The organism is Metabacillus sediminilitoris (assembly GCF_009720625.1).
GTDB classification, from domain to species: Bacteria; Bacillota; Bacilli; order Bacillales; family Bacillaceae; genus Metabacillus; species Metabacillus sediminilitoris.
The window spans coordinates 2,288,582-2,311,416 of sequence record NZ_CP046266.1 but is presented as its reverse complement, the minus strand read 5'-3'; the positions used below and the strand labels follow the sequence as shown (position 1 = coordinate 2,311,416).

Genomic DNA, 22,835 nt, shown 5'->3' with positions numbered 1-22,835 from the left:
TTTTTATTGATGATCTCACTTTTCATATATGCAATTATCGCGCCAACATCAAAACCCACTACTAGAAGGGGAGGTTTTAAATAAAGAAATAAAAAATGCGACAATCGTTTCAGATCGTCGCATTTCGTCTCATTTTAATTCAATCTATATTTAGTGATTTTTCGATAAAGAGTGCTTTTTGACATTGATAATTGTTTGGCTGATAAAGGAATATTCCCATTGTTTTGAATCAAAGCATTCATAATCTGTTCTTTTTCTATTTGTTCCTTAAAATTTATATCTTCGCTGCTAGTCTCTGGATGCTGCAGGATTAATCCACCTTTATGAATCAACTGGATTAACTGTTCCCTAGTTGGTGTCCTTTCTCTGTAGTACACATGACACCTTTCCAAAAAGTTATTCAGCTCACGTATATTTCCATTCCATTGGTTCTGTTCTGCTACTTCAATTAATTCTTTTTCCCAAAAAGGATACCATGCGTTCGCGTCTTCATAAGATTTTATCAACTCACGTATATCTTCTTTACGTTCTCTTAAAGGAGGGATATGAAGTGGACAAACATACACTCGATAAAACAAATCTTCTCGAAATTCCCCATTTATGACAAGGGTTTTTAAGTCTTGATTGCTTGCTGTAATGAGTCTAAAATTCACTTGTATTTCTTGATTTCCACCAATTCGAGTCAGCTTCTTTTCTTGAAGAACCCGCAACAAGTCAGACTGCATCGAGGCTGGCATATCCTCTATTTCATCGAGAAATAAGGTTCCATTATTGGCCTGCTCAATTTTCCCTTGATAGCCATTAGCATTAGCTCCTGTAAAAGCGCCCTTTTCGTAACCGAATAATTCACTTTCCATCAAATTATCCGGGATAGAACCACAATTTACACTAACGAGCTTCCCCTCTGAAAAAGGACTGTTTACATGGATGGTATTTGCCAGCACTTCTTTCCCCGTCCCTGTTTCACCAAATAAATGAATAGGTGCTGAAGTAGGTGCAACAATTTTTACTTCCTCTAATAATTCATGATACGTCTTACTCCGGCCAGCAACATAAGGAAAGACAAACGTTTTATCCGCTACTCTTTGTTTCAAGCCATGTACAAAGTAGCCGATACAGGCATCTTCCTTCCAAATAGGTTCCTGTATACCGATCAGCCAATCAGTGGTTTTTATATCATTCAGTTTTTTTCCTAAATAGGATTCAGGCTCGTTTATTAGTTCAGTGGATATATGTAGAATGGTCATGGAGGAATCGCACAGAATGCCAGGTTGTTTTTTACTAGAGTAATATTGCAGCATGTACTTCTGGTCTTCATATGCCTTTCTTTGTAATGCTTCTGAGATATAGTCAGCAATCAGTTGGACCCTTACTAAGAAATCAAATTCTTTTGGATAGTGGGCAGGCATTGATAAGTCTACTACCCCTTTAACTTGCCCATCCTCTCCAAATATAGGAGAAGACACACAGCTCCATCTTTGGGAGGCTTTAGCGAAATGCTCGTATCCATGGATGATATTCGCCTCTTTTGTTCGTAAAGCGACACCAATCGCATTCGTTCCAACCACCGATTCGGTCCATTGAGAACCTTCCCAAAACCCTATTTCTCTCGCAGTTTCTCTCAATCTCTCATTTCCAGATTGCCATAAAATATAACCCTCTGCATCTGTTAGGACTAGAATAAAATCCATATTTTTAAACAGTATACGAAAGCGGTCCATGCTTCTCTTTGCCAATGAAATCAGAGTCTCATTATTTCTCAATTTTTCTTGAAAATCACTTGTCGTAAGAATTCGGTTGCCGACCCCCTGATTCGGGTTCACTTTAAATTTCTTACTAAGCTTCCAAGAATCGCTAATGACCTTATCGATTTTAGATGGATCCAGTTTATTTTCATGAATATACTTCTCCCAAGTTTGCCGAATCTCCATACTCATGTACATCAGCCCCCTCTTGTATCCCCTTTCATTATATAATTGTGATAGGTTCGGTTCAATTACATATGTTTATTATTATTGTAACAACGTTAAATAAAACGCTGGTACGGTATACATTGCTTTCAATCATTTCCTCTACTTTATGATGATCTGCTTGATCAAAGTCTATTTTGGATATGTTGTCATCCAATGATATATTCCCCTCTTTAAGTAAATGGTGAATATAATGTGCCAATGATGATTATTCAAAATGGATCGAATTAAGGTAAAGATCCTTCACAATCACGTGTTAACACCTCGATATGAGAATTTTTTCGCATTGAGTTTTCGTCCTTAAAATTATCAATGAATAAGCCTCTTTTCCTTTTGCTCCTCAATCTTTCCTGTATACTTATTGTAATGAACGGCGACGGTTCCAACTGGACCATTTGTTTTTAAAAACAATGATTTCAAGTGTTTGATCCTGCCAGTCCTTATCATAATAGGCTTCACGATACAAGAACAAAATGACATCTGCGTCTTGTTCCAAACTTTCCGATTCCCGAATATCTTACATTATCAGGTGTTTATTGGCTCTTGATTCTTCGATCGATTTAGCTGCGCCAGACAAACGACTGAACACTGAAAATCCTTTGCCATCGTTTTGAGAGATTTGGATATTTCCGTCACCTGTAAATGGGAATTCCCTCCGTAAAGCTCACCAGAACGGATGAGTGTTAAGTAATCAATAAAAAGAATCGGTTTTTTTGTTTGGCAATTGATTCATCAATTTTCGCGTTTTCGCTCTCATCTCTGCTACCGTTTGTCCAGCACCATCAAAAATTTGCATATGCGTTCCATTTAGATAACCAATCACATCCGACCATTTAAATAGAGGTGCCTGTCACTTTTGCACAAATAAAAAGTGACAGGCACCGAAATATTTTCTCTTTGATTAATGACAGTAAGCAGTTAGCACACGATTTGTTCACGATGTCTTTGTATGAATTTTATTTGTGATAAATAAAAATCGATCATTACATAATGTAAGAAACGTTGATAAATTAGATTTTCTTATCGTAATCAGGTCATAAAATATTAACAAACCGATCCATTATATCTAAGACATCACTTACTAATAAGTGTTATCTTTGTTGTTAAAAGTGTTTAATCGTTCATCTAATTTTCTTTCTACTTCCTCTTTTAAATGGGACTTATCTTGTGATACATATCTGATAGAACCTCCTTTATATTTAAATAGATTCTCACATTCCGGGCATCTTATATGCATATGTTTGCTCCTTTAGATTTTTTGGTAAAATAACCATCCTCCCTCACAATTTTCGATTACATGACATAATGATTACCTCTTACTATCTAATATTCTATCAACTTCGACAAAACTTGATGGTAACTGGCACCCAACCACAATCTCTTTGTCAAATTATATCTGAATGTTTGGAAATGTTTTCCTTGAGTTTCTTCCTCTTAATATGTAAAACTAGTTTTGTAAGTGTAATATTTTGACACTTATTTTTTCTTGTGTCGACCATTACATAATACAAATCATGAGGAGGAATAGCATGAGCCAATTAGTAGTTCAATTAAGAGAAAGAGTAGAAAAGTTTCTGAATGGAAAGAAGAAGCTCTTTATTAATGGAGAGTTTGTGGAAAGTGTTTCCCAAAAAACATTTGAGACATATAACCCAGCTACAGGTGAAGTGCTTGCGCATGTATTTGAAGCAGGGCCAGAGGACATCGATTTAGCTGTTAAAGCTGCTCGCAAAGCCTTTGATGAAGGTCCATGGTCTAAGATGGGAACAGCTGAGAGAAGCCGCTTAATGTACAAGCTGGCAGATTTAATGGAAGAACATAAAGATGATTTAGCTCAATTAGAAACATTAGATAATGGTAAACCAATTAGAGAAACAACGAATGCAGATATTCCTTTAGCTATAGAACATATGCGTTATTACGCAGGTTGGACGACAAAGATCGTCGGCCAAACAATTCCTGTCAATGGCCCGTATTTTAACTTTACCCGTCATGAAGCTGTTGGTGTAGTCGGGCAGATTATCCCTTGGAACTTCCCATTATTAATGGCAATGTGGAAGCTGGGAGCTGCTTTAGCAACTGGCTGTACAGTCGTATTAAAGCCTGCAGAACAAACACCTTTATCTGCACTATACTTAGCAGAATTAGCTCAAGAAGCTGGATTCCCAGCAGGAGTTCTTAATATTGTTCCTGGTTTTGGTGAGACGGCAGGTCAACCACTAGTCGATCATCCAAAAGTAGATAAAATTGCCTTCACAGGATCAACTGAAGTTGGAAAACTAATTATGGAAAAGGCAGCTAAAACGTTAAAACGAGTCACACTTGAATTAGGCGGAAAATCTCCGAACATCATTTTACCTGATGCAGACCTTACAGAAGCCATTCCTGGTGCATTAAACGGGGTTATGTTTAACCAGGGGCAAGTTTGCTGTGCTGGATCTCGCGTGTTCGTTCAAAAGAAACAATTCGATAATGTAGTGGCTGACATGGTGAGTCACGCAGAAAAAATTAAACAAGGATCAGGAATCCACGCTGATACAGAAATTGGTCCACTTGTTTCGACAGAACAACAAAACCGGGTATTAGGCTATATTGAAAAAGGTGTAAATGAAGGTGCTGAACTATTAGTAGGTGGAACAAAACCATATGAACAAGGTTACTTCGTATCTCCTACTATTTTTGCAAATGTTAATGATGAAATGACGATTGCGAAAGAAGAAATCTTTGGTCCAGTCATTTCAGCTATGCCTTATGATGATGTAGATGATCTGATTGCTCGTGCAAATAATAGTGAATATGGACTAGCTGCCGGGGTTTGGACAAGGGATGTGGCAAAAGCCCACTATATTGCGGAAAACCTTCGTGCAGGAACTGTATGGGTAAACTGCTACAATGTCTTTGATGCTGCATCACCATTTGGCGGTTACAAGCAATCGGGTATTGGCCGTGAAATGGGATCTTACGCATTGAACAACTACACTGAAGTTAAGAGCGTTTGGATTTCTAAGAAATAAAGCAACTGAATTTCTTAAGAAAATGGCAATGTTTCTTTAAGCATTGCCATTTTTTATTCACAATGAAACGCAACTCCCACTCGACTTTGTCATTAGTATGCTAGCAATCAATCCACTAATTTTGTCTTCATCTTTATTAATACTAGTTGTAGGATTGATTCTCTCATCTTTCGGCTTTTTGTCATTTCACCAATTGTTTTCTTTTTATTTTTTCCTCATAAATAAAACCTTTCTTGCCTTCTTAAAGTTGAAAAAAATAAGAACCTTTAAGGAGCCTTTGTGTGCTGCAAGAACAGGATTATATCATTTGAATTACACCAAAAAGAATCCAGTAGGCGACAATTGCGATTACTTTCCAAGCAGTTTTTCTAAACATAACAGCTATTATTAAACATAGTAAAGTGAAAACTGAAAAACCAATGACTCTAAGCTCGCCTGCTAATGGTCTTATGTTATTTAAAATAGCTAGAATGCTAGAAACAATAAAAATCACGACAAAAATCGGTGTTGTTTTTCCACTGGAATTCATAGATATTTATTCTCCTTTTTACTAGTAATGCATATATAATTATAGCATTTTTTGGAAATTAGATATATTCAAGAAGCAACAAATATTTCCAAGATATTTCAAGAAACGAATATAAAAAGACAGCGGGATAAAACGATGATCTTGCTCCACTATATTATTCAAGTACTTCTGTTGTCTAAGTTGCGTACCTTCGGGTATGCTCTTGACTTTTTTCAACTCTTGACATGATTTTTTGTGGAATAACTATTTTTTTACCTTATACAAATTTTATGGTATACAGAAAAAATGGTAGGGTAAACTCATACTAAAAACAAGAAGTTTAGTAAAGAGAGTGTGTCCATGAATTATATTTACAGTTTAGCGTGCTTGTTCTCAGGATTATTTCTGGTAAACCTGATTTTTTCTTATCAAAGCAAACACATTGATCCAGCTTTTTGGGAAACACTTAAGTTCCAGCTCCTTGTCTTACCGTTATTTTTAACCGCAAATATGCTAATCGGTTATGGAATAAAGTTTGGGTTTAAAGCTGTAGACAACCTGACGTATGTCTTAGTTACCTCTAAAGGAATAGAAATTCTGATCTCATTGATGATGGGATATATGTTTCTAAAGGAAATTCCTACTTGGAAAACATTATTGGGATTTTCGATTATTATTGTTGGGTTGATTATCTCAAAAATAAAATAGAGGTATTTATATAACGGATAAATGACAAGGTTTTATCACCAATTGAGAAAGCCGGCATTATTTTTATGTTAAGCCTTTTTTGAACAGCTACATTTTCAATATAGGGTAGCGCCCCATAGAGCAAAAAACACCTCTTTAGATGCTAACATTTTTACCATTTTTTAGATTTTATATTGATTTTTTTTTGTTATTCCATTATGATAAAATAAAGTTTTTCCTTTAGGAAACATTTTAACGTCAGGTAAAAATGTTTGTCTATAGAAAAATATTCAAAGTAGCTATATATGAAGGTAAAGTCAATGAATTGAGTTTTTTCTATCTATTGTGATCCCCTATTTTTTATATAAAAAAGAATGAGAAGCAGCCTGGAACTGTTTCTCATTCTTTTAATGATTGCAGATTTTATTGTACTTGAAGTTCTGCAATCATATCTTCTAAACGTTCTTTTTGTGCTACTAACTCTTCTACAGAAGGCTGATATGAAGGTGCTCCTGCTCCTTGTACACTTCTAAACGATTGATTAGGTTGTACAAGTCTTTGTAATTGACCTCCATTTTGTTCATACAAACGGTATCCCACTGCACCTACTACTGTGCCTGATACAAAACCCATTAAAAAGTCGCGATTAATCATTGTATAATTCCCCCATTAAATTAGTTGTATATATCAATTCATGTAAAAGACATGAATGAATATCTAGATGATCGTGTGTAGACGTTGAGTTTGAAATTTTTGTTTTTCATGAAATAGCTCTAGTACGTTGACAATCCATGTAATCATAGCCACATAAAGCATATTAGAGGGACCTAGGGATAATAAAGTAATTATGCCTGTTATGATGTCTGGATGCTTAATTTTATCCGTCGACCCATGAGACAATACAGTATATCCAGTGGCTACAACTGCTCCATATACTAAAGCATCCGGTTTATAGAAGGATGACTTTCGTATACCTGCTAACAATAATAAACATCCAGAAAATAGAGTCCGCAACCAATCTTTTCGAGTTGTTGGATCTATCTGAATCATAATATCATCTAACGGATCTAAGCGAATTTGCTGAAAAAAAATAGATATATACCGAAAAATAGTATTACGAGAAAGATGTGAAAAATCATATTTAATTAACATGGTTTGAATTGTAGGTTCTACCCTCACAAATAAAATACCTTTGAGGGAAGAAAACATATGCTCAATTTCCTTGTAATCCGTCTTGTCTCGTAAGGATGGAATCTGTAATCGAAGGCGGCCTGGTATATCATGCAGAACATAAAACTTTGGATTCATTCGATTCATCTCCTGTCCATAGAATACGTGCACTATTTATGACTACACCAATCGTAGCTGCATTATGAATAGCTGCTCCAACGATTGGCGAAAAAATGCCCAATGCTCCAAATAAAATAGCAAGACCATTAATTGCAAAGGTTACAATGAAGTTTTGTTTAATAATATTCATCGTTTTTCTAGAAAGTCCTACTAATTCTGAGAGCATTTCTGGGTTATCGGAGGTAATAATGACGTCACTCGCTTCTGATGCAATATCTGTTCGTTTAGCTCCCATTGTGACTCCTACATCGGCATGAGCGAGAGCTGGTGCATCATTTATTCCATCTCCTACCATCATGACAGATCCTCGTTTCCCATAGTGTTTTACATAAGTAGCTTTGTCTTCTGGCAGAGCCTCTGCATGATACCAATTTAATCGTAAACGTCGTGCCATTTCTCTTGCGACGGTGCGTTTATCGCCTGTGAGCATGATAATGTCATCAATTCCTTGTTTACGAAGATGCTGAACAGTGCGGTGCATACCTGATCGGATTTTATCGAAAATACTCACTACACCTATGAGTGTTTGATCGTAGGCTACATAGATTACATTTTCATCTTTCTCTAACTTGTGAAGGAAATGATCTACTTTAATTTTCGACTCATTCATAAAGCGAAGACTTCCTACAAAAATTTGTTTTCCATCTAAGAAGGTACTAATTCCTTTTCCGACTACTGTTTCTACTTGAGCATTGTTATCTCGCATTGGAATTGGGATTCCCCATTTACTAGCCTGTTTAACAATAGCATCAGCAATAGGATGCGAAGAATTCTTTTCAGCTGTAGCAGCGAAGCGAATGACATCCTCTTGTTGGTATCCTTCACATGCAATAACATGTTGTACTACAGGTGCTCCTTCTGTAATAGTTCCTGTTTTATCAAGAATAATAGTGGTGAGTTTAGACATCTCTTCAATATGATGACTACCTTTTACAATAGCTCCTTTTTTCGCAGCACGACCAATTGAAGCATAAAGTGCAGTCGCTGTAGATAATTTAATTCCACAAATAAAGTCAATAACAAGCATGTTCATGGAACGATTGACGTTGCGTGTTAAAAGAAGTGTTAACAGTGCTAATCCAAATGAAACAGGTATCATCTTTTCAGCCAGGGTATCAGCAATATTTTGAATAGGTGCTTGTTTTTCCTGTGCTTCTTCTAACAATTTGACAATACGAGAAATAGCTGTATCGTCACCCACTTTCTCTACTATTACTATAAGGTGACCATTTTGCAAAACACTTCCTGCATATACACATTCGTCTTTTTTTAATTCTTTTGGCATGTACTCACCAGTAATAGAGGATTCATCTGCCGTTCCATATCCTTCTATGACGACTCCATCTGCTGGAATTTTTTCTCCAGTAAACACAACTACTCGATCGCCAACTTGTATTTCTTCTAATGAAACTTTCTCTTCAATACCTTCTTCATTAACTTTCCAAGCATAACAAGTATCTAGTTCTAAAACAGAATGGATGTATTGCTTTGTTTGCTGGGATGTATATTCGGTTAGTAATTCACTAATAGTAGACATAATGGTAATAACCAAAGCAGATCCAGGGTTACCAATATACAAGGAAGCAAAGATGGAAGCAGCAGTCAACGTGTTAGCATTTCCCTTTTTTTCTTTAAATAAGTTTAAAATCCCATCTTTTATAACATTAAAAGATGTAGCAATTGCAGTTACCATTGCTCCTAAATGAAATGTATGTTTCCACATAATGGAGGCAGGAGATTTTTGTATGTACCAATTTGCTACAAACATAGTAATAGAGCTTACAATTGGTGCTATTTGTTTCCAAACCGAAGATAACCATTCTGATGGGTTATTGATTTTTAAAAATGAGAAAATGAATTGTCTCAGTTTTACTAAAGAAATTTCTAAGTCATGATAAACTAGAATACTTCCTGTCATCTGCGTATAAACAGCCGAACGAACACCAGGAAAAGATCGTAACCAGCATTCAATTTGACCTGGTTCTATAACTTTTGAAATATAAAAGCGTGTTCTTCCTGGTAAAGAATGTTCTATACGCACTGTATTCGTTATCACCTATTTGAATCCCCCTTAATAATGCTATAAGACCAATATAATAGGCTTGCTGAAAAAGCAGGTGCATTGCCAAAGGATTGTATTCCTTTTCCTAGTAAGAATAAAATAAAGAGACTATCAAAATCTGCAAACCCATTGGTTTGCTTCTTAATACCTTTATCAATAAACTGTAACGTATTTTTCATGCCATTCATTAACATAGCATCTTTATGTAAGATTGCGTTTGATGCTATTTGTACAATGTTAGTCATTATTTCATCCAATTCATCTTGACTAATATGAGGAACAATAAATTCAATAACAAGGCTTCCTGTTATTTCTGATGCTTTAGATGTTAATATAAGGGGATGACTCTGTACCTGTTTACCTAATGCTTCTGCTACAATAGGATGTTTCCAGCTATCACATTGTAAACGTAGTCTACCTGGCATAGCATGGATTACTTTTACTTTCTGATCCCGGAATTGGGACATTATTTTTGGAGCAATCAAAGAGGCTCCAATTCCCACAAGAGTAGGTACCACTGTTCATCCCTCCTTAGAGGATAAATTCTTTCTGATAAACTTCATCAACTATATAAAACCATGATTCTAGTTCCTTCATATCACTCACATGCGACGCATCATATGTAATAAGTAAACTACCAGTTGCTTGTGTAAACTGTACATCATACACTAAAATTTGCTCTTTTAACTTTGCTATAATCGTGTTTATTAATAGTACATTTTTCTTCCATGTAGGGGATTGAAGGCGAATACGTCCAGGGATAAAATGCATAAGTGTAATATCATATTTACCTAGTTTTCTTTCTACATGTTTCAACATTATTTTTTCCGTTATTCTTCCAATCATGTTAAATACCACCAATCTAATTCAACATTTTACCAATTATCTCTTTCTAAAGCAATGTATTGTTAAGTTATTGTAAATATTATGATTTTAACTGTTACACAAACAATCTTTTCTTTATATGTGCTTAATAATTCTACTAATATATTCATTCTCCTTTGAAAACAGAGGAATAAAATGTTTTATTAATTATTAAAAAGTTTAAAAATAAGGTTCTGGTTCAAAACCTGTGGAGAAAGTTGCGACTAAGGAAGAAAGTTTTTTCGTTTACCGTTCTCTTGAACATTTATCCGATCAATCTTCATTTCGCAAAATTCACAATAAAAATGATATTGATAGGTTCTATCTTACTTCCGCAATACGAGCATGTCTTCAATACCTTCACCTCTTTTTTAAAAAGCCCTTAAAATTTACGACTCATTGATATTTTCTATACAAGGCAATGACAGCTTTATTTTCTTTTTCCCACTCAACATTTCTCAAAGTTGGAATATTGAAATGTTTCTCCATGTAATCCATTAGAAAAGCTAATTTTTTATCCTTCTCATTATCGCTAATATTTAAATGTAAGATTGTTTCATATTGACTATTTAAATCGGCTAAATTCTTCATTCTCTCTCAATCCTTTTCTCCAGTAGCCTCTTTCACAGTTTTAGCGAACTACGCAATGAAATTTTTATCTTTTTTACATTTTTTGGTATAAACATCAGAGGAATAGACACCTTATTCTTTAAGGTACAAGGTCAAGATTCCATCATTGTTTTGTTGCTGCATCGATGACCTTGTACCGAAGTTTTTGTGTCTATTACGCATTTTTAGTTCCCCATTAGCATTCCTGTAGAGAGTTAATTATTGACTTTGATAAAAAAAGAGCTCCTCAGTAAGATTGAATATAGACACCACTCTAAACTCAAATCTTAAGGAGGAAACTCTACTATGAAGTATAAAATGCAAGACAAACAAAATCAACTTATTGAAAGAATCTCAGACCGCCATCTCGTTGTCGGTGTTGATATTGCCCAACAAGTCCATGTAGCTCGAGCTGTAAATTATCGTGGTATTGTGGTTGGTAATCCTCTCTCTTTCGAAAATAATGAAGTGGGCTTTACTAGGTTACTAGAATGGATCAAAGGATTAAAAGATTTAAAAAATTTTGATAAAGCAATAGTTGGTATGGAGCCTACCGGACACTACTGGATTAACTTATCAAAATGGCTATATGAACAAAACATTGATGTCGTAACAGTTAATCCTCACCTTGTAAAAAAGAATAAGGAAAACCGAGATAACACCCAATCCAAAAGTGATATAAAAGACGCTCTCGTCATCGCTGATATGGTTAAGAATGGTTACTATGCTTTGATTCGTCCATCTTCAGAGCCTTTCGAAAAACTTCGAGTATTAATGGCTAACCGTGACGTGATTGTTAAACGGCTCGTCAGTTCCATCAACCAAATAAATCGTTGGGTAGATGTTGTCTTCCCTGAACTTCGACAGGTATTTAAAGACGTCAAAGGTAAAGGGTCAATCGCGACTCTTCGCTTATTTCCTACACCAATGGAACTACGTTCCATGGAAGCACAGGATATAGTTAACGGTTGGAAAACAGTGATGAAGAGACACGCTGGTTTAAAAAAAGCACAGTTACTAATAGAATTGGCCAAACATTCTGTTGGTAGTCACCAAGCACATGATGCTTATAAACTACACTTAGAACAATTACTTGAAGAATTTGATCTCACTACAGCTCAACTCGAAAGAGTCGAAAAAGAAGTTACTGGTGTACTTAAACAAATTCCTTTCGCAAGGAAATTACTTGCCATTAAAGGAATTAGTGAAATTACACTAGCAGGCATTTTAGGAGAAGCAGGAGATTTAAGTGGTTTTGCCCATGGAAACTCTCTATTAAGACATGGAGGATTACATCTAGCAGAGGCTAGCTCGGGTAAATGGAAAGGACAAATCGTCATCTCTAAACGTGGGAGATCCAGACTGCGACGTTTCTTGTATTTAGCGACGATGAGTCTTATCATGAACAATTCCGAGTTCAAAGAGCTTCACTCCAACAATGTTAAAGAAAATAATGAAGAAAATGAAATCAATTATGAAACTGATTGGTAAGCTTGCAAGAATATTAGTAGGAATGGCCCGACGTAATGAATCTTATAGTCCTCAAAAAGTACAACCTTTAACACTATTAGCAGCATAACTGAAACTTATAAAGTAAATACCTATCAATTAATATTTAGATTAGTATTTTTCGAATGTTGCCTTATTCGTAGGATCTCAAAGAAAGCACGGAGTACTGGATGTGTTTAACCAAAGGGCACCGACCCGTTCCGTTAGCAAAACCGGCCTCCACCCCTTGGATAGGCATGACGAAGGAATGAGAGGGCTTAGACCCGTTGAGACATGGGAGGGATAGCCTCCAGGGGCGGCGTGGAGAATGCGTGCATCATATGGTAATAATTGGAGTTGTTTCTACCTCCTCTATTTCCGCATGCCTTCACGTAGCCAATATTATCAAAATTCATTCCATCATCCGTTTTTGTTCGATCATGTGGTTTGAAATCCTGCGAATAAGTGAGCATTCGAGAGATAAATGTATCTAACTGAGGGAGGCTAACAATATTATAGAAAGCCCGGATCCTAATGGAGTCCGAGCTTTCTACTTGTTCATAAAAATGGACCTTTACGAAGAACGATACATGTTTCAATAAAATTTATCTTATTGGAACTTTTACTTATTGAGTTAACGGATCTTTTATATACAGTATGATTTTCCACCGTATTCAACGTAAACAACGATAGGACTTTACTTGGAGGGGGGGTATGATAGGCTCGGATTGTACGCCTACTGAAACAACTGCTTCAGCCTATCAAGACCAATCATGCCCACAGAGGCTCTAAGTCAAGTCCTTAACCACTTATCTTTGCTTACATGTAAACAAAGATAAAAGGTGCATTCTATCAATTATTTTAGGTTGATACATAAGTGACAGTTTAATTTAGTAGTATCAGTAAGTAAAAATTTCATAGATTTCTTGAACCAGAATCCGAAGAATACCCCTTACTCGTTATGATATTCCTATTTTTTGGTAGAAGAAGGTAGGAACTTAACGATAGTAGAAGGCAAGATACAACAATTGTTAACACCATAGGCACTTGTGAATGGATATGGAAGCTACTAAGAATAAGACCACAAATTGCTCCAAAAATCATTTGGATAAAGAAAAACAATCCTGATGCAGTTCCTGCAATGTGAGTGAATGGTCGCATGACCGCAGCTTGACAAGCTGGAAAAATTCCACCGACTCCCATCATAAGAATAGTCATAGGTACCAAAATGCTCAAAATTAGTCCTAGTTTAAAGTAAGTTAGAGTAAGCATTAAAATTGAAGATCCTAAAGCGACTAAGCTTTCATACATGATTACATTATCTATTCCAATTTTATTGGAATATCGTCTTGTAAACGTAGTACCTATAATATAGCCTATGATGATTATTGCATACATAGCACCATAAACAGTCGGTGTTACTTTAAAGACACTTTGAAACACAAAAGACGATGACTGTATGAAAGAATAATAAGCACACCATGCAAGACCAATAGAAACACTGTACGCTAAAAATAATCTTTGAGTTAAAAGATATCTATAGTTATTTAGTATAGTAATAATATTTGTAGCATTCGGATCAGGGTTCTTATTAGTTTCTTTCAAACCAAAAGTAGAAAGAATTAAAGCCATTAGAGCAATCAGACAGAGAACTAAAAAGCCCGATCTCCATCCAAAGTAAGTTTCTAGGTAGCCACCAATGATCGGAGCAATTGCTGGAGTAACTGCAATCGCAGTTGATAGATAAGTTAAAATCCGAACCTGCTCTTTATTGTCAAAGACATCTTTTACAATAACTCGGGCTACTACAGTTCCACAACAGCCACCAAGAGCTTGTAAGAATCGTCCGATGATCAACATATCAACATTGTTGGCAGTTAGACAGAGTAATGTAGCAAATAAGTAAGTAACTAATCCAGTGACAATAACAATTTTCCTTCCATATCTGTCTGATAAAATACCACATACTAATGTCGACAATGCATAACCAATCATGTATATACTCAATGTAAGCTGTAGTTCACTACTATTAGTATTTAACGCTTTAATCATGTATGGTAAAGAAGGGATATACAATCCAATAGAAGCTTGAGGAATGGAAACAAGTGTGATTAATATAAAGATTAGTAAGAGTCTATTTTTACTTTCCATTTCTGTGACTCCTTAAATAGATACAAAATCTTTTTCTTCTTGTAAAGATTGGTTAATTAAATCGGAAATGTCTTCTGATATTTGTTTAGCATGTTTTGCAATCATTTCCATTGAGTTTGTAAAGTAGTAAGTTCCACAAGTAATATGTCCTAAAGCTCTTAGGTTTGTATCAGGCTGACCACTTTTATTGATTAAAGCCCCAGAATCAAAATCAGTTTTTACCCCACCATAATTATTAATAGTGGCATAGCCATTGCTGATTAGGGAGCCAATTAATCCACTTTTACAAGGACCAGAAAGATGTTTAGACGGACCAGTTGCATTGATAATCCAATTATAGTTTATGTACTCTCTATTATTAAATTGCACATAGAATGTATGATCCTTGAGGTAATCAATAAATACAACATCGCTTTTCAGGGAAAGCTGACCTTTATTCATTAAATTTAAAATCTTAGTTGCATTCACTAAAGGCATTGGATTTCTTCTACTCATAAAAATTCGATCGTATTTATTTAAATAAATATCTTTATCCTCCTCATTTAAAAAGTGCCAATATTTTTCAATTATTTCATTTGTAGACATTAGCACGGATTGCCAAGCACTCTGGTGTAAAACATTCTTTATTTCTTCTTCTAATTTCTTTTTAGCATTTGAATCATGAGATTTAGGGGCTAATATTGATTTCCATTCCAGACCTGTTTCCTCAAACTCTTTCTTAATTAGTTTAGTAATATCTCTTAACCTTATTTGACCATTTCTTTTTAAAAGGATTTGGTTCAGTGAATCATAAGTCAAATATTTAAGTTTATGTGGCTTAGCTTCTCCTCTTACAGAAGGAAGTTCTCCATTTCTAGATAGCATGTCAATTTTTCCGTTATGTCCGTTTTCCTTAAGAGTTAAACAAATATCTACAGCAGTTAAACTGGAACCTAATATAGCAATATTAGCGTTTTTAGGAATTAAAGATACTGTTTGTTTAAGTGGGTAAGGGTTATATATGAACTGCGGCTGTCCATTTAAGTAATAATGATCGTGTAATCTCGTATTACCTAAGCATAACAACACTAGATCAAACTCCTGAGTTTCACCGTCACGTGTCATGAGAACATAATTTCTTTCTTTCCTTAAATATGATACTTCACTGTATTTAACACAAACTGCTATATTTTTCTCGATAGCTCTCTCTACACTTTTCTCAAAAACATTCTTAAGATATTCACCAAATACGCTTCTTGGTAAGAATTCCTCCTGTTCAAATCTTACTTTATATTGGCTTTTATACCAATTCCAAAAGTGATCAGGCTCTTCAACCATAACAGACATTTGTTTTGAATGCCTATTTAATAACAAAAAATCGTAATCATCTTGATAGGCAATCCCTGGACCGACATAAGATTTTTTTTCATATAGGGTAATATTCACATTATTTCCATTAATCTTCTTTGTGAAGTAATTAAATAAGGAAATGCCTGCAGCACCACCTCCAACAATTGCGATAGATTTGATTGATTCCTTCATAATTAATTCCTCCTTTTCAGGTCAAAATTGTGACTTGTCATTTCAATTACCTTGCTAGTTAAGGATATCTTCTTTCTCAACTAACTCTTAAAGACTAGATAATTATTTAGTTTTTAAAGGATTCCTGTTTTATATAGGGGTTAGATACAAGTACTTATTTAATAGCTCTCCCTTATGCGTATTTGTTTTTACGTAAGTTAATTGCTTTATCAAAAAAAGTTTACCTAATGCAAAATTTTAACCTATATTCAAAAAATGTCAATTGTTATTTAGAAAAAAATGTAAAATGGTGAGAAAGTCATGGTAGAAAGAGGTAGTATGTAAAAAGCACAGAGCCTTGGAAGACTACAATCAATTTTGTATATAAAATAACTATTAAATCTCCCTCTATAAAGAAAGGAATAACTCTGGATTTCTCGCTTTTTCTCATGATTCGCTTCACTCCGCAGGAGTAGTCGTTGAAGTTTTCGTACTTTCCTTTGTTGATTGAGTTGTTCGGCACGATAAATTCTTTGTCGTAGCTTCGTCACATACTTTTGAATTTCATTCCAGTTTACTGAATTCCAATTTGTATACGAGGCGTGCGCCGACGCTCGTTTCGAGGTGTACATAACTGCACGCTCCTTTTCTTCAGAAATTACACAAATTTATTTTCGTGTTGAAGACCTATTGGAAGTCAGCTCTCTTTCGAGCCTGTCATGGGTTTGCCAAAGCTGGCGACAGTATCCGTCCAGTTATACAGATTCCTGTTTTCTGTTACCTTTCGGTGCGACGGCTTTTGCTTTCTCCAATATCCCATACCCTCTGCCACATCGATTGGTTTTGCAACCTCTCTACTGTTAATACAGATGACATAGGGCTTACCAAGTTCCGCATTCCACAGATACGACAGGGTTAGGTGGGTTCTTTACTACGGGCAAGATGTGGGACACAACACAGTAGCATTATGAATCTGCTTTTCCCCTTACCAATACCCAAGCGAAACTATGCATTATCTCGAGCTAGTTGTTACGAAGCTTACAAACCTTCACTTTTGTTCACCATATCTGTCTTCTCCTAGCAGTATTCCGGACCATACACTTGTCCTCTGTTTCCTCATTTCCTCATGCAACCTACAAACTCGTTACCAAGCATGCAGTTTCGGCTGGAGATCATCTTTGTGTCTAGATAAGTAGCGTAAGCTACACTGTGTGAATGCGACTTCTTGTCGCACCATAATGCCAACTATATGAAGTTAGCAAAAACGCCAAACCTAGACGTATCAAAGGTTTGGCGTTGCTTCGTTTTTTATCGTTTAAACATGATATTATACATCGTTGATTTATCAACGTTTTTGGCTTCTGAAGAAGCCTGGCAGCTGCATAAAAAGTGGGGTTTTATGCAACCTTATAATGGCCCGTTTGCATAATAAGAAAACAATCATTTTTCTTTCCTTTTGTTCTCTCGCCTTAAAATTAATCTCAATATTGACCTTAATATTTAAAAATGAATAACCGGTTAAATCTTAATAAACCAGGTTATTTAACTTCAAAACCTTCAACTTCATTCAATACTTTATATACGGTACTTCTTCCTATTCCGTATTCTTTTGCAATATCTATGGCACGTTCTCCACCTTTAAACAGCGTTACAATCTGTTGTTTTTGTTTTTCTGTTAACGGTGGTCTTCCACCTGTTCGACCTTGTTTCTTAGCTGATTCTAACCCAGCTCTAGTACGCTCTCTAATAAGGTTACGCTCAAACTCTGCGAATACTGCAATCATACCAAACATAGCTCTTCCGGCTGCTGTTGTCGTGTCTATGCTATCGCTTACTGATACAAAATTAACCCCTTTTTGCTCTAAATCTTCATGAATAGTATAAAGCTGCTTTGTAGAGCGTGCTAAACGGTCTAACTTATAAATAACGAACATATCACCTTTTCTTATTGCTTTACACTCATTAGGACTTACTTATTCACCTATGTACATAACAGTATCGAAATATTTTTTTAATTCTGTAACCAAACCTTAATATAATCTCCATAAAAAATGCAAATTAAAGCTGTAGTATACGATTTGAAAGACAAGTTAGAAAAATTCCATCATGGGGAGAGAACATGTTGTTAATAAAAAAATCTCTATCTAACTTTGGGATGGGAACATGGCTGATTATATTTATTCAGTTTATTGCCTTCTTTACCTTTTTTATGTTTGTACCTTTCATTTCAAGAGAAACACGGGGACGGTTCTTATGTTTCCTAGCTTCTACCCTATTCTAAGTTTTAAAGACTTACAGTACAGTTCTCAATCATCTCAAGTTTCTTTCAAATTGCTAGGAATGAATAGAAGAAACAAAGGAACCGTCCCTTTGTTTCTCAATATGATCTCAAGGGGCACAAGTAATGTTAAAAAAGCCGGTCCTTGATAGGTGAATGTATCTCACCTTGAGGACCAGCTACTATTATATGATTATTGTATTGTTCCGCCGGCTTGAACATAGCGAGCGTTAAATTCCTGAACGAATTGATTAGCAATAGCGGCATCATGAATGATTAGCATGTTTTCATCGTTTACATTATTACCGTTATTGCTCCAATTCGTAGATCCAACTATAACCGTCGGATCACTATTTGTATCTGCATCAATAATCATTGTCTTGCTATGCAGTTTTCGCACTTCTGCATCCTGAAACACAGGTGCAGGATTCTTCCAGCGTGTATTAGGATTATTGACACTCGTCTGAGAAGCTGTTCGTCCTGTCATATCAACACTTGCAGACCACCATTGATTCCAGAAATCCGAATCAAACAAGCCTTTTACATCAAAACCAGTAAGAGTTCCTTGAAGGTCATTGTAAGACCCTTCCCATTTGTTTTTAAGCTCATCTACTAAAGCTTGGTCACTCCAGGCGAAAATAGTAAAAAAAGTATTATAATGTGCTTCATTCCGAATCATCTCAGCCATCTTTCCAACGGCGTTGTCACCAGCCGAAAAGTAAATTTCCACCTTTTTTCCGTTAATGTCAATAACATGTGTCGTATTATCAGTTTTACGGCTGCTGAAGTTTGATACAACAGGATCAGGATTCAATGTGCTGGCTCCCCACATTTCATTAAATTCTGTTTCATAAATCGCTGCAAGCTGAGGCCAGTTAATTTCATTAATATGATTCTGGTTCCCATCTAAGATGCCCTGTTGCATATTTTCATCAGACCCATAGAGTCCTGTCACAGTAAAATTCCAAGTTCCTGTAAAAACCCATCTGTCGTCGATAATAGCGAATTTGTTGTGCATCTGATTATCAGGACTATAATAGTTTCCTGCAGATTTTGATTCACCATTTATGTATAAACGGCCAGTTACAGAACTGTTTCCAATTGTTACGGTTACTTGATTGATATCATTTGCTGCAGAAGGTAGGCCATAACTTGTTCTTTTGGCACTATCCTCTACTGCAAACATAGGAGAATCTGAAAAGACCACAATGTCATCGGCGGTCCCAATTATTGAGTCTTGCCCGCGAACCATTTTTTCCAAATAAAGTCGCATGGTTTCAAAACGCTCAGCATAATGAGGATCTGCTGAATCTTTGGAATCAGCGATGACACGAACATCAATACCTTCCGCTGCCTTTTGAATCAGGGTATCAACCACGCGTGGCAAATTAATTTCGTAAGTGGCTAAATCAATGCTTTTTGTCGCTGAACTTAAACGCTTGATTAAAATATCTTCAAAATTCACATTGTAATTTGCTTCATTTCCAATCGAAGCATATTGCGGGAATGCACACTTGTTAAAATAAACATTTACCGCTCCTTCAGCCTCGGACACATTATTTAGATGTTGTGTTCTGTCATTACATACATTTGATGTTGGTGGAGGTGTATTTGTACCGCCCCCATCGTCAATTGAACCACTACCATCAGTGCCTGTTGAATTGAAGGCTTTTGGCGTTCCCAAACCATTGGCATAGCTCTGGTTGGCAGTTGCCCAGTTTGATGATGAAATTCCTCCTACGTTCGGATCGATGCGTTCCATCGTTGCTTTGGCAGTATTATCACCTGCATACCACGTATCAACTTCGTCTATTACTGAACCCGCTAAATCGATAAGCTTTAGTTGTTCTCCTGTATTGCTAAGTGCCCCGCTGTATATTAGGTCTGCAGCAATACCGGATACGGCTTGATCATCTGTTCTTTCCAATAAATAATAGCCATATGCCGGAATCGTACCACTTAGTGTTATGGATGGTGTACCATCGGCCGTATTTAACTTCCAGCCATCCAGTACTACAGGTGACCCGGAGTTATTGTAAAGCTCAATCCATTCATCATTGTAGTCAATAGAAGTACCCATCCAAGCTATCTCGTTGATGACCACATTTGTTGTTCCTGCCGCATTTACGTTTGTAGCAGTACTCTGCATTAAAGGAAAAAAAATAGAAAACAATAGAATAAATGCAGGAAAAAAAGAAATCCATTTCTTCAACTAAACTACCTCCTAAAATTTAAAATCAAATTAATTTTAATAGGCAAATGTTGATGAAATATGTTGAAAATGTAAAGGTTACAAAAAACAGTTCCGATGGACTAGTTTAGATCATTTTAACAATCCCGTTACTCCCCAATATGTCCCTAAAATGAAATAAGCGCTTATCCTTGTTCAAGCACCTGATCGTTGAAAAACATTATTTAATTAAAGCAGCCGTTCGTCATATAAGGGAGCATCTTTTGTTAGGGATTACTCACTGTTAAATTTTCACAGAATATGAATCCTTTAAAAGGGCTGGTCTTTTTCAAGTTTGGCGTATAGTAGTTACTCTAATTCCTCTTTGTGAATGCATTTTTTCAACCGACTTCGCTATAATCTCCCGAAACGAAACCACACCATTCCCTCTTACAAGCTCGAAATCCAACGAATACTCATGACAATTCAATGGGGCATAATGAAATATCTCTGTATAAAATCGGACTGCCTCTTGCTCACTACAAGCAAATATAAAGACAAAATCACTCTCGTTCATCTTCAATGAGTAAACACCAAGCTTATGAAAACCTAACACATTGCTTTCAATCATTTCCGCTACTTTCTGATGATCTGCTTTGTCAAAGTCAATGTTGGAAATGTTATCATTCAATTCAAATTCCCCTTTTCAAGTAAATGGTAGAGGTAATGGGCCAATGACGATTCTTCAAAACGGATCGAATCCAGGTAAAGATCTTTCACAATCACGTGATAACACCTCGATATGAGAATTTTTTCGCCTTTGGTCTTCGTGCTTAAGCGTATCAATGAATAAGCCTCTGTTCCTTGTGCTCCTCAATCATTCCTGTATACTCATTGTAATGAACGGCAACGGTTCCAACTGGACCATTCCTGTTTTTCGAAACAATGATATCAAGCGTTTGATCCTGACATTCCGTGTCATAATATGATTCCCGATACAGGAACAAATGACATCGGCGTCTTGTTCGACACTGGCCGATTCCCGAATATCTGACATCATCGGCCGTTTATTGGCTCTTGATTCCACCGATCGATTTAGCTGCGCTAGACTAATGACTGGGCATTGAAAATCCTTTGCCATCGTTTTGAGTGATTTCGATATTTCCGTAACCTGTAAATGGAATTCCCTCCATAATGTTCACCAGAACGGATGAGTGTTAAGTAATCGATAAAAAGAATCGGTTTTTTGTTTGGGAAATAAACTAAGGGTGATCTCCTTGTATTCAAGAAGAAACATCTGAACCAAAGATCGTTGATTGTTCAATTGAAAAGGCAAAATAGAAATTTCACAAATTTATTGGGTTCCAATACAATAAAGCAGCATGAAAAGGATATATGTACTCAAATTTACCATCCTTCTCTGTTATATACCTATTTATAACCATTTCAACTTCATTAGCATTATAATGAGCATCTAAAATCTTTGTAGTATTATCTCGAATTAATTCCTCGTAAGATAAATAGCTTTTCTTACTTTGTAGTTTTACTATTTTACAGTTTGCCATGATTCCAAGCTGATAAAGTACATTAAGTATGTGAATATAATCTCGTCGCCTCAGATTTATTTTGTATCCCTTTTTATGTAGATCCATATAATGGGGTTTTTCTGGTCCTGTTGTCATCCCAACAATAGCTAGACGCTGTGCAGATTTATTCATTTTCAATAGTGCTTTTTCAATATCGTACATTCGGTAATAGCAGTTGAATCCAAATACAACATTATACTTTTCAATTTCTGTTTCGCTCTCCCATTTACCATGAATGAGTTTCATATTATAAACGTTTTTGGCGGTTGCCTGAGACTCTAAAAATTGTACAATGCTTTTTGAACTGTCGATACAGGTTAGTCTTTTAACATTTTCGGCAATTGCAAATGTGTAGTTTCCCCATCCTGGACCGATTTCCAATACGTGATCGTCACCATTTAGAAGAGAGAGAATCTCCCTCTGTACCACTTGCGCATACGGATCCAGTTTTTGCTGTTTTTTCTTTTCCAACATCGATGACCAAAAAGCTTCTTCGACCGCATCATCTATCATGCGTTTCGGCATGTTCCCGTTATGATCTGTCATAGATTCCTTCCACAACTCAATGTAATCGTATCTCGTATTTGTCATTACCATC

Annotated in this window: 18 protein-coding genes and 4 pseudogenes; 3 read left to right on the top strand and 19 right to left on the bottom strand. The window is 35.9% G+C overall.

The genetic code is table 11. The features are described 5' to 3' along the window. Positions 1 to 134 precede the first annotated feature (134 nt). From GMB29_RS10950 to GMB29_RS28070, 3 genes are all read right to left on the bottom strand, one after another. On the bottom strand, positions 135 to 1,937 hold the full coding sequence (locus GMB29_RS10950) for a sigma-54-dependent Fis family transcriptional regulator (protein WP_168733928.1): 1,803 nt from the start codon (positions 1,935 to 1,937) through the stop codon (positions 135 to 137). Positions 1,938 to 2,328: 391 nt separating this feature from the next. Further along, positions 2,329 to 2,466 carry a DnaB-like helicase C-terminal domain-containing protein gene (locus GMB29_RS27670; protein WP_168733929.1) on the bottom strand — a complete coding sequence of 46 codons (138 nt, stop codon included), beginning with the start codon at positions 2,464 to 2,466 and terminating at the stop codon, positions 2,329 to 2,331. Between the two features lie 29 nt (positions 2,467 to 2,495). After that, the gene (locus GMB29_RS28070) at positions 2,496 to 2,648 is read right to left on the bottom strand and encodes a DnaB-like helicase C-terminal domain-containing protein (protein ID WP_406600347.1); all 153 of its coding nucleotides are present in this window, start codon (positions 2,646 to 2,648) and stop codon (positions 2,496 to 2,498) included. Positions 2,649 to 3,499: 851 nt separating this feature from the next. Here GMB29_RS28070 and GMB29_RS10935 point away from each other — a divergent pair. After that, complete coding sequence (locus tag GMB29_RS10935) at positions 3,500 to 4,984, top strand: aldehyde dehydrogenase family protein (RefSeq protein WP_136356933.1); 1,485 nt, start codon at positions 3,500 to 3,502, stop codon at positions 4,982 to 4,984. A gap of 298 nt (positions 4,985 to 5,282) precedes the next feature. On the opposite strand, the gene GMB29_RS10930 is transcribed toward GMB29_RS10935, so the two are convergent. Then, on the bottom strand, positions 5,283 to 5,513 hold the full coding sequence (locus tag GMB29_RS10930) for a hypothetical protein (protein WP_136356935.1): 231 nt from the start codon (positions 5,511 to 5,513) through the stop codon (positions 5,283 to 5,285). Between the two features lie 126 nt (positions 5,514 to 5,639). Next, a pseudogene (locus tag GMB29_RS10925) lies at positions 5,640 to 5,735 on the bottom strand (IS6 family transposase); the annotation flags it as partial. Positions 5,736 to 5,852: 117 nt separating this feature from the next. On the opposite strand from GMB29_RS10925, the gene GMB29_RS10920 reads away from it, so the two are divergent. Continuing rightward, the gene (locus GMB29_RS10920; protein ID WP_136356937.1) at positions 5,853 to 6,200 is read left to right on the top strand and encodes a hypothetical protein; all 348 of its coding nucleotides are present in this window, start codon (positions 5,853 to 5,855) and stop codon (positions 6,198 to 6,200) included. 402 nt (positions 6,201 to 6,602) lie between these two features. Here GMB29_RS10920 and GMB29_RS10915 read toward each other — a convergent pair whose 3' ends face one another. From GMB29_RS10915 to GMB29_RS10890, 6 genes are all read right to left on the bottom strand, one after another. Beyond that, on the bottom strand, positions 6,603 to 6,833 hold the full coding sequence (locus GMB29_RS10915) for a hypothetical protein (protein ID WP_136356939.1): 231 nt from the start codon (positions 6,831 to 6,833) through the stop codon (positions 6,603 to 6,605). A 63-nt stretch (positions 6,834 to 6,896) separates the two neighbouring features. After that, positions 6,897 to 7,487 carry an HMA2 domain-containing protein gene (locus GMB29_RS10910; protein ID WP_136356941.1) on the bottom strand — a complete coding sequence of 197 codons (591 nt, stop codon included), beginning with the start codon at positions 7,485 to 7,487 and terminating at the stop codon, positions 6,897 to 6,899. Continuing rightward, complete coding sequence (locus GMB29_RS10905; protein ID WP_136356943.1) at positions 7,459 to 9,585, bottom strand: heavy metal translocating P-type ATPase; 2,127 nt, start codon at positions 9,583 to 9,585, stop codon at positions 7,459 to 7,461. Before GMB29_RS10905 ends, GMB29_RS10910 begins: the two co-directional genes overlap by 29 nt. Next, positions 9,582 to 10,109 (bottom strand): HMA2 domain-containing protein, encoded by a 528-nt coding sequence (locus GMB29_RS10900; protein WP_136356945.1) that lies wholly within the window; start codon positions 10,107 to 10,109, stop codon positions 9,582 to 9,584. The genes GMB29_RS10905 and GMB29_RS10900 overlap by 4 nt, the downstream gene beginning before the upstream one ends. Positions 10,110 to 10,122: 13 nt before the next feature. Then, positions 10,123 to 10,437: an HMA2 domain-containing protein gene (locus GMB29_RS10895; protein ID WP_227551665.1), complete on the bottom strand. Its 315-nt coding sequence runs from the start codon at positions 10,435 to 10,437 to the stop codon at positions 10,123 to 10,125. Positions 10,438 to 10,851: 414 nt separating this feature from the next. Further along, entirely contained in the window at positions 10,852 to 11,046 is a 195-nt protein-coding gene (locus GMB29_RS10890) for a hypothetical protein (RefSeq protein ID WP_136356947.1), read from the bottom strand. Between the two features lie 324 nt (positions 11,047 to 11,370). Here GMB29_RS10890 and GMB29_RS10885 point away from each other — a divergent pair. Then, positions 11,371 to 12,643 (top strand): annotated as a pseudogene (locus tag GMB29_RS10885) (IS110 family transposase). Positions 12,644 to 13,467: 824 nt separating this feature from the next. Here the strand turns inward: GMB29_RS10885 and GMB29_RS10880 are convergent. From GMB29_RS10880 to GMB29_RS10845, 8 genes and pseudogenes are all read right to left on the bottom strand, one after another. Continuing rightward, positions 13,468 to 14,703 (bottom strand): multidrug effflux MFS transporter, encoded by a 1,236-nt coding sequence (locus tag GMB29_RS10880; protein ID WP_136356949.1) that lies wholly within the window; start codon positions 14,701 to 14,703, stop codon positions 13,468 to 13,470. A 12-nt stretch (positions 14,704 to 14,715) separates the two neighbouring features. After that, entirely contained in the window at positions 14,716 to 16,224 is a 1,509-nt protein-coding gene (locus GMB29_RS10875; protein ID WP_136356951.1) for an FAD/NAD(P)-binding protein, read from the bottom strand. A 431-nt stretch (positions 16,225 to 16,655) separates the two neighbouring features. Further along, a pseudogene (locus GMB29_RS10870) lies at positions 16,656 to 16,835 on the bottom strand (reverse transcriptase N-terminal domain-containing protein); the annotation flags it as partial. Between the two features lie 906 nt (positions 16,836 to 17,741). Next, positions 17,742 to 18,137: a recombinase family protein gene (locus tag GMB29_RS10865; protein ID WP_136356953.1), complete on the bottom strand. Its 396-nt coding sequence runs from the start codon at positions 18,135 to 18,137 to the stop codon at positions 17,742 to 17,744. Between the two features lie 537 nt (positions 18,138 to 18,674). After that, on the bottom strand, positions 18,675 to 20,693 hold the full coding sequence (locus GMB29_RS10860) for a phospholipase D-like domain-containing protein (protein WP_227551664.1): 2,019 nt from the start codon (positions 20,691 to 20,693) through the stop codon (positions 18,675 to 18,677). A gap of 307 nt (positions 20,694 to 21,000) precedes the next feature. Continuing rightward, complete coding sequence (locus GMB29_RS10855; protein WP_136356956.1) at positions 21,001 to 21,342, bottom strand: hypothetical protein; 342 nt, start codon at positions 21,340 to 21,342, stop codon at positions 21,001 to 21,003. A 151-nt stretch (positions 21,343 to 21,493) separates the two neighbouring features. Further along, a pseudogene (locus tag GMB29_RS10850) lies at positions 21,494 to 21,792 on the bottom strand (DnaB-like helicase C-terminal domain-containing protein). A 205-nt stretch (positions 21,793 to 21,997) separates the two neighbouring features. Next, a complete protein-coding gene (locus tag GMB29_RS10845; RefSeq protein WP_136357069.1) occupies positions 21,998 to 22,834 on the bottom strand; it encodes a methyltransferase domain-containing protein in 837 nt (278 codons plus the stop codon). Position 22,835 lies beyond the last annotated feature (1 nt).

Bases quoted from the DNA above. Each gene is read 5' to 3' on its own strand.
- GMB29_RS10950 (WP_168733928.1), bottom strand. From the start codon at position 1,937: ATGAGTATGGAGATTCGGCAAACTTGGGAGAAGTATATTCATGAAAAT.
- GMB29_RS10935 (WP_136356933.1), top strand. From the start codon at position 3,500: ATGAGCCAATTAGTAGTTCAATTAAGAGAAAGAGTAGAAAAGTTTCTG.
- GMB29_RS10930 (WP_136356935.1), bottom strand. From the start codon at position 5,513: ATGAATTCCAGTGGAAAAACAACACCGATTTTTGTCGTGATTTTTATT.
- GMB29_RS10920 (WP_136356937.1), top strand. From the start codon at position 5,853: ATGAATTATATTTACAGTTTAGCGTGCTTGTTCTCAGGATTATTTCTG.
- GMB29_RS10915 (WP_136356939.1), bottom strand. From the start codon at position 6,833: ATGATTAATCGCGACTTTTTAATGGGTTTTGTATCAGGCACAGTAGTA.
- GMB29_RS10910 (WP_136356941.1), bottom strand. From the start codon at position 7,487: ATGAATCCAAAGTTTTATGTTCTGCATGATATACCAGGCCGCCTTCGA.
- GMB29_RS10895 (WP_227551665.1), bottom strand. From the start codon at position 10,437: ATGATTGGAAGAATAACGGAAAAAATAATGTTGAAACATGTAGAAAGA.
- GMB29_RS10890 (WP_136356947.1), bottom strand. From the start codon at position 11,046: ATGAAGAATTTAGCCGATTTAAATAGTCAATATGAAACAATCTTACAT.
- GMB29_RS10880 (WP_136356949.1), bottom strand. From the start codon at position 14,703: ATGGAAAGTAAAAATAGACTCTTACTAATCTTTATATTAATCACACTT.
- GMB29_RS10875 (WP_136356951.1), bottom strand. From the start codon at position 16,224: ATGAAGGAATCAATCAAATCTATCGCAATTGTTGGAGGTGGTGCTGCA.
- GMB29_RS10865 (WP_136356953.1), bottom strand. From the start codon at position 18,137: ATGTTCGTTATTTATAAGTTAGACCGTTTAGCACGCTCTACAAAGCAG.
- GMB29_RS10845 (WP_136357069.1), bottom strand. From the start codon at position 22,834: ATGGTAATGACAAATACGAGATACGATTACATTGAGTTGTGGAAGGAA.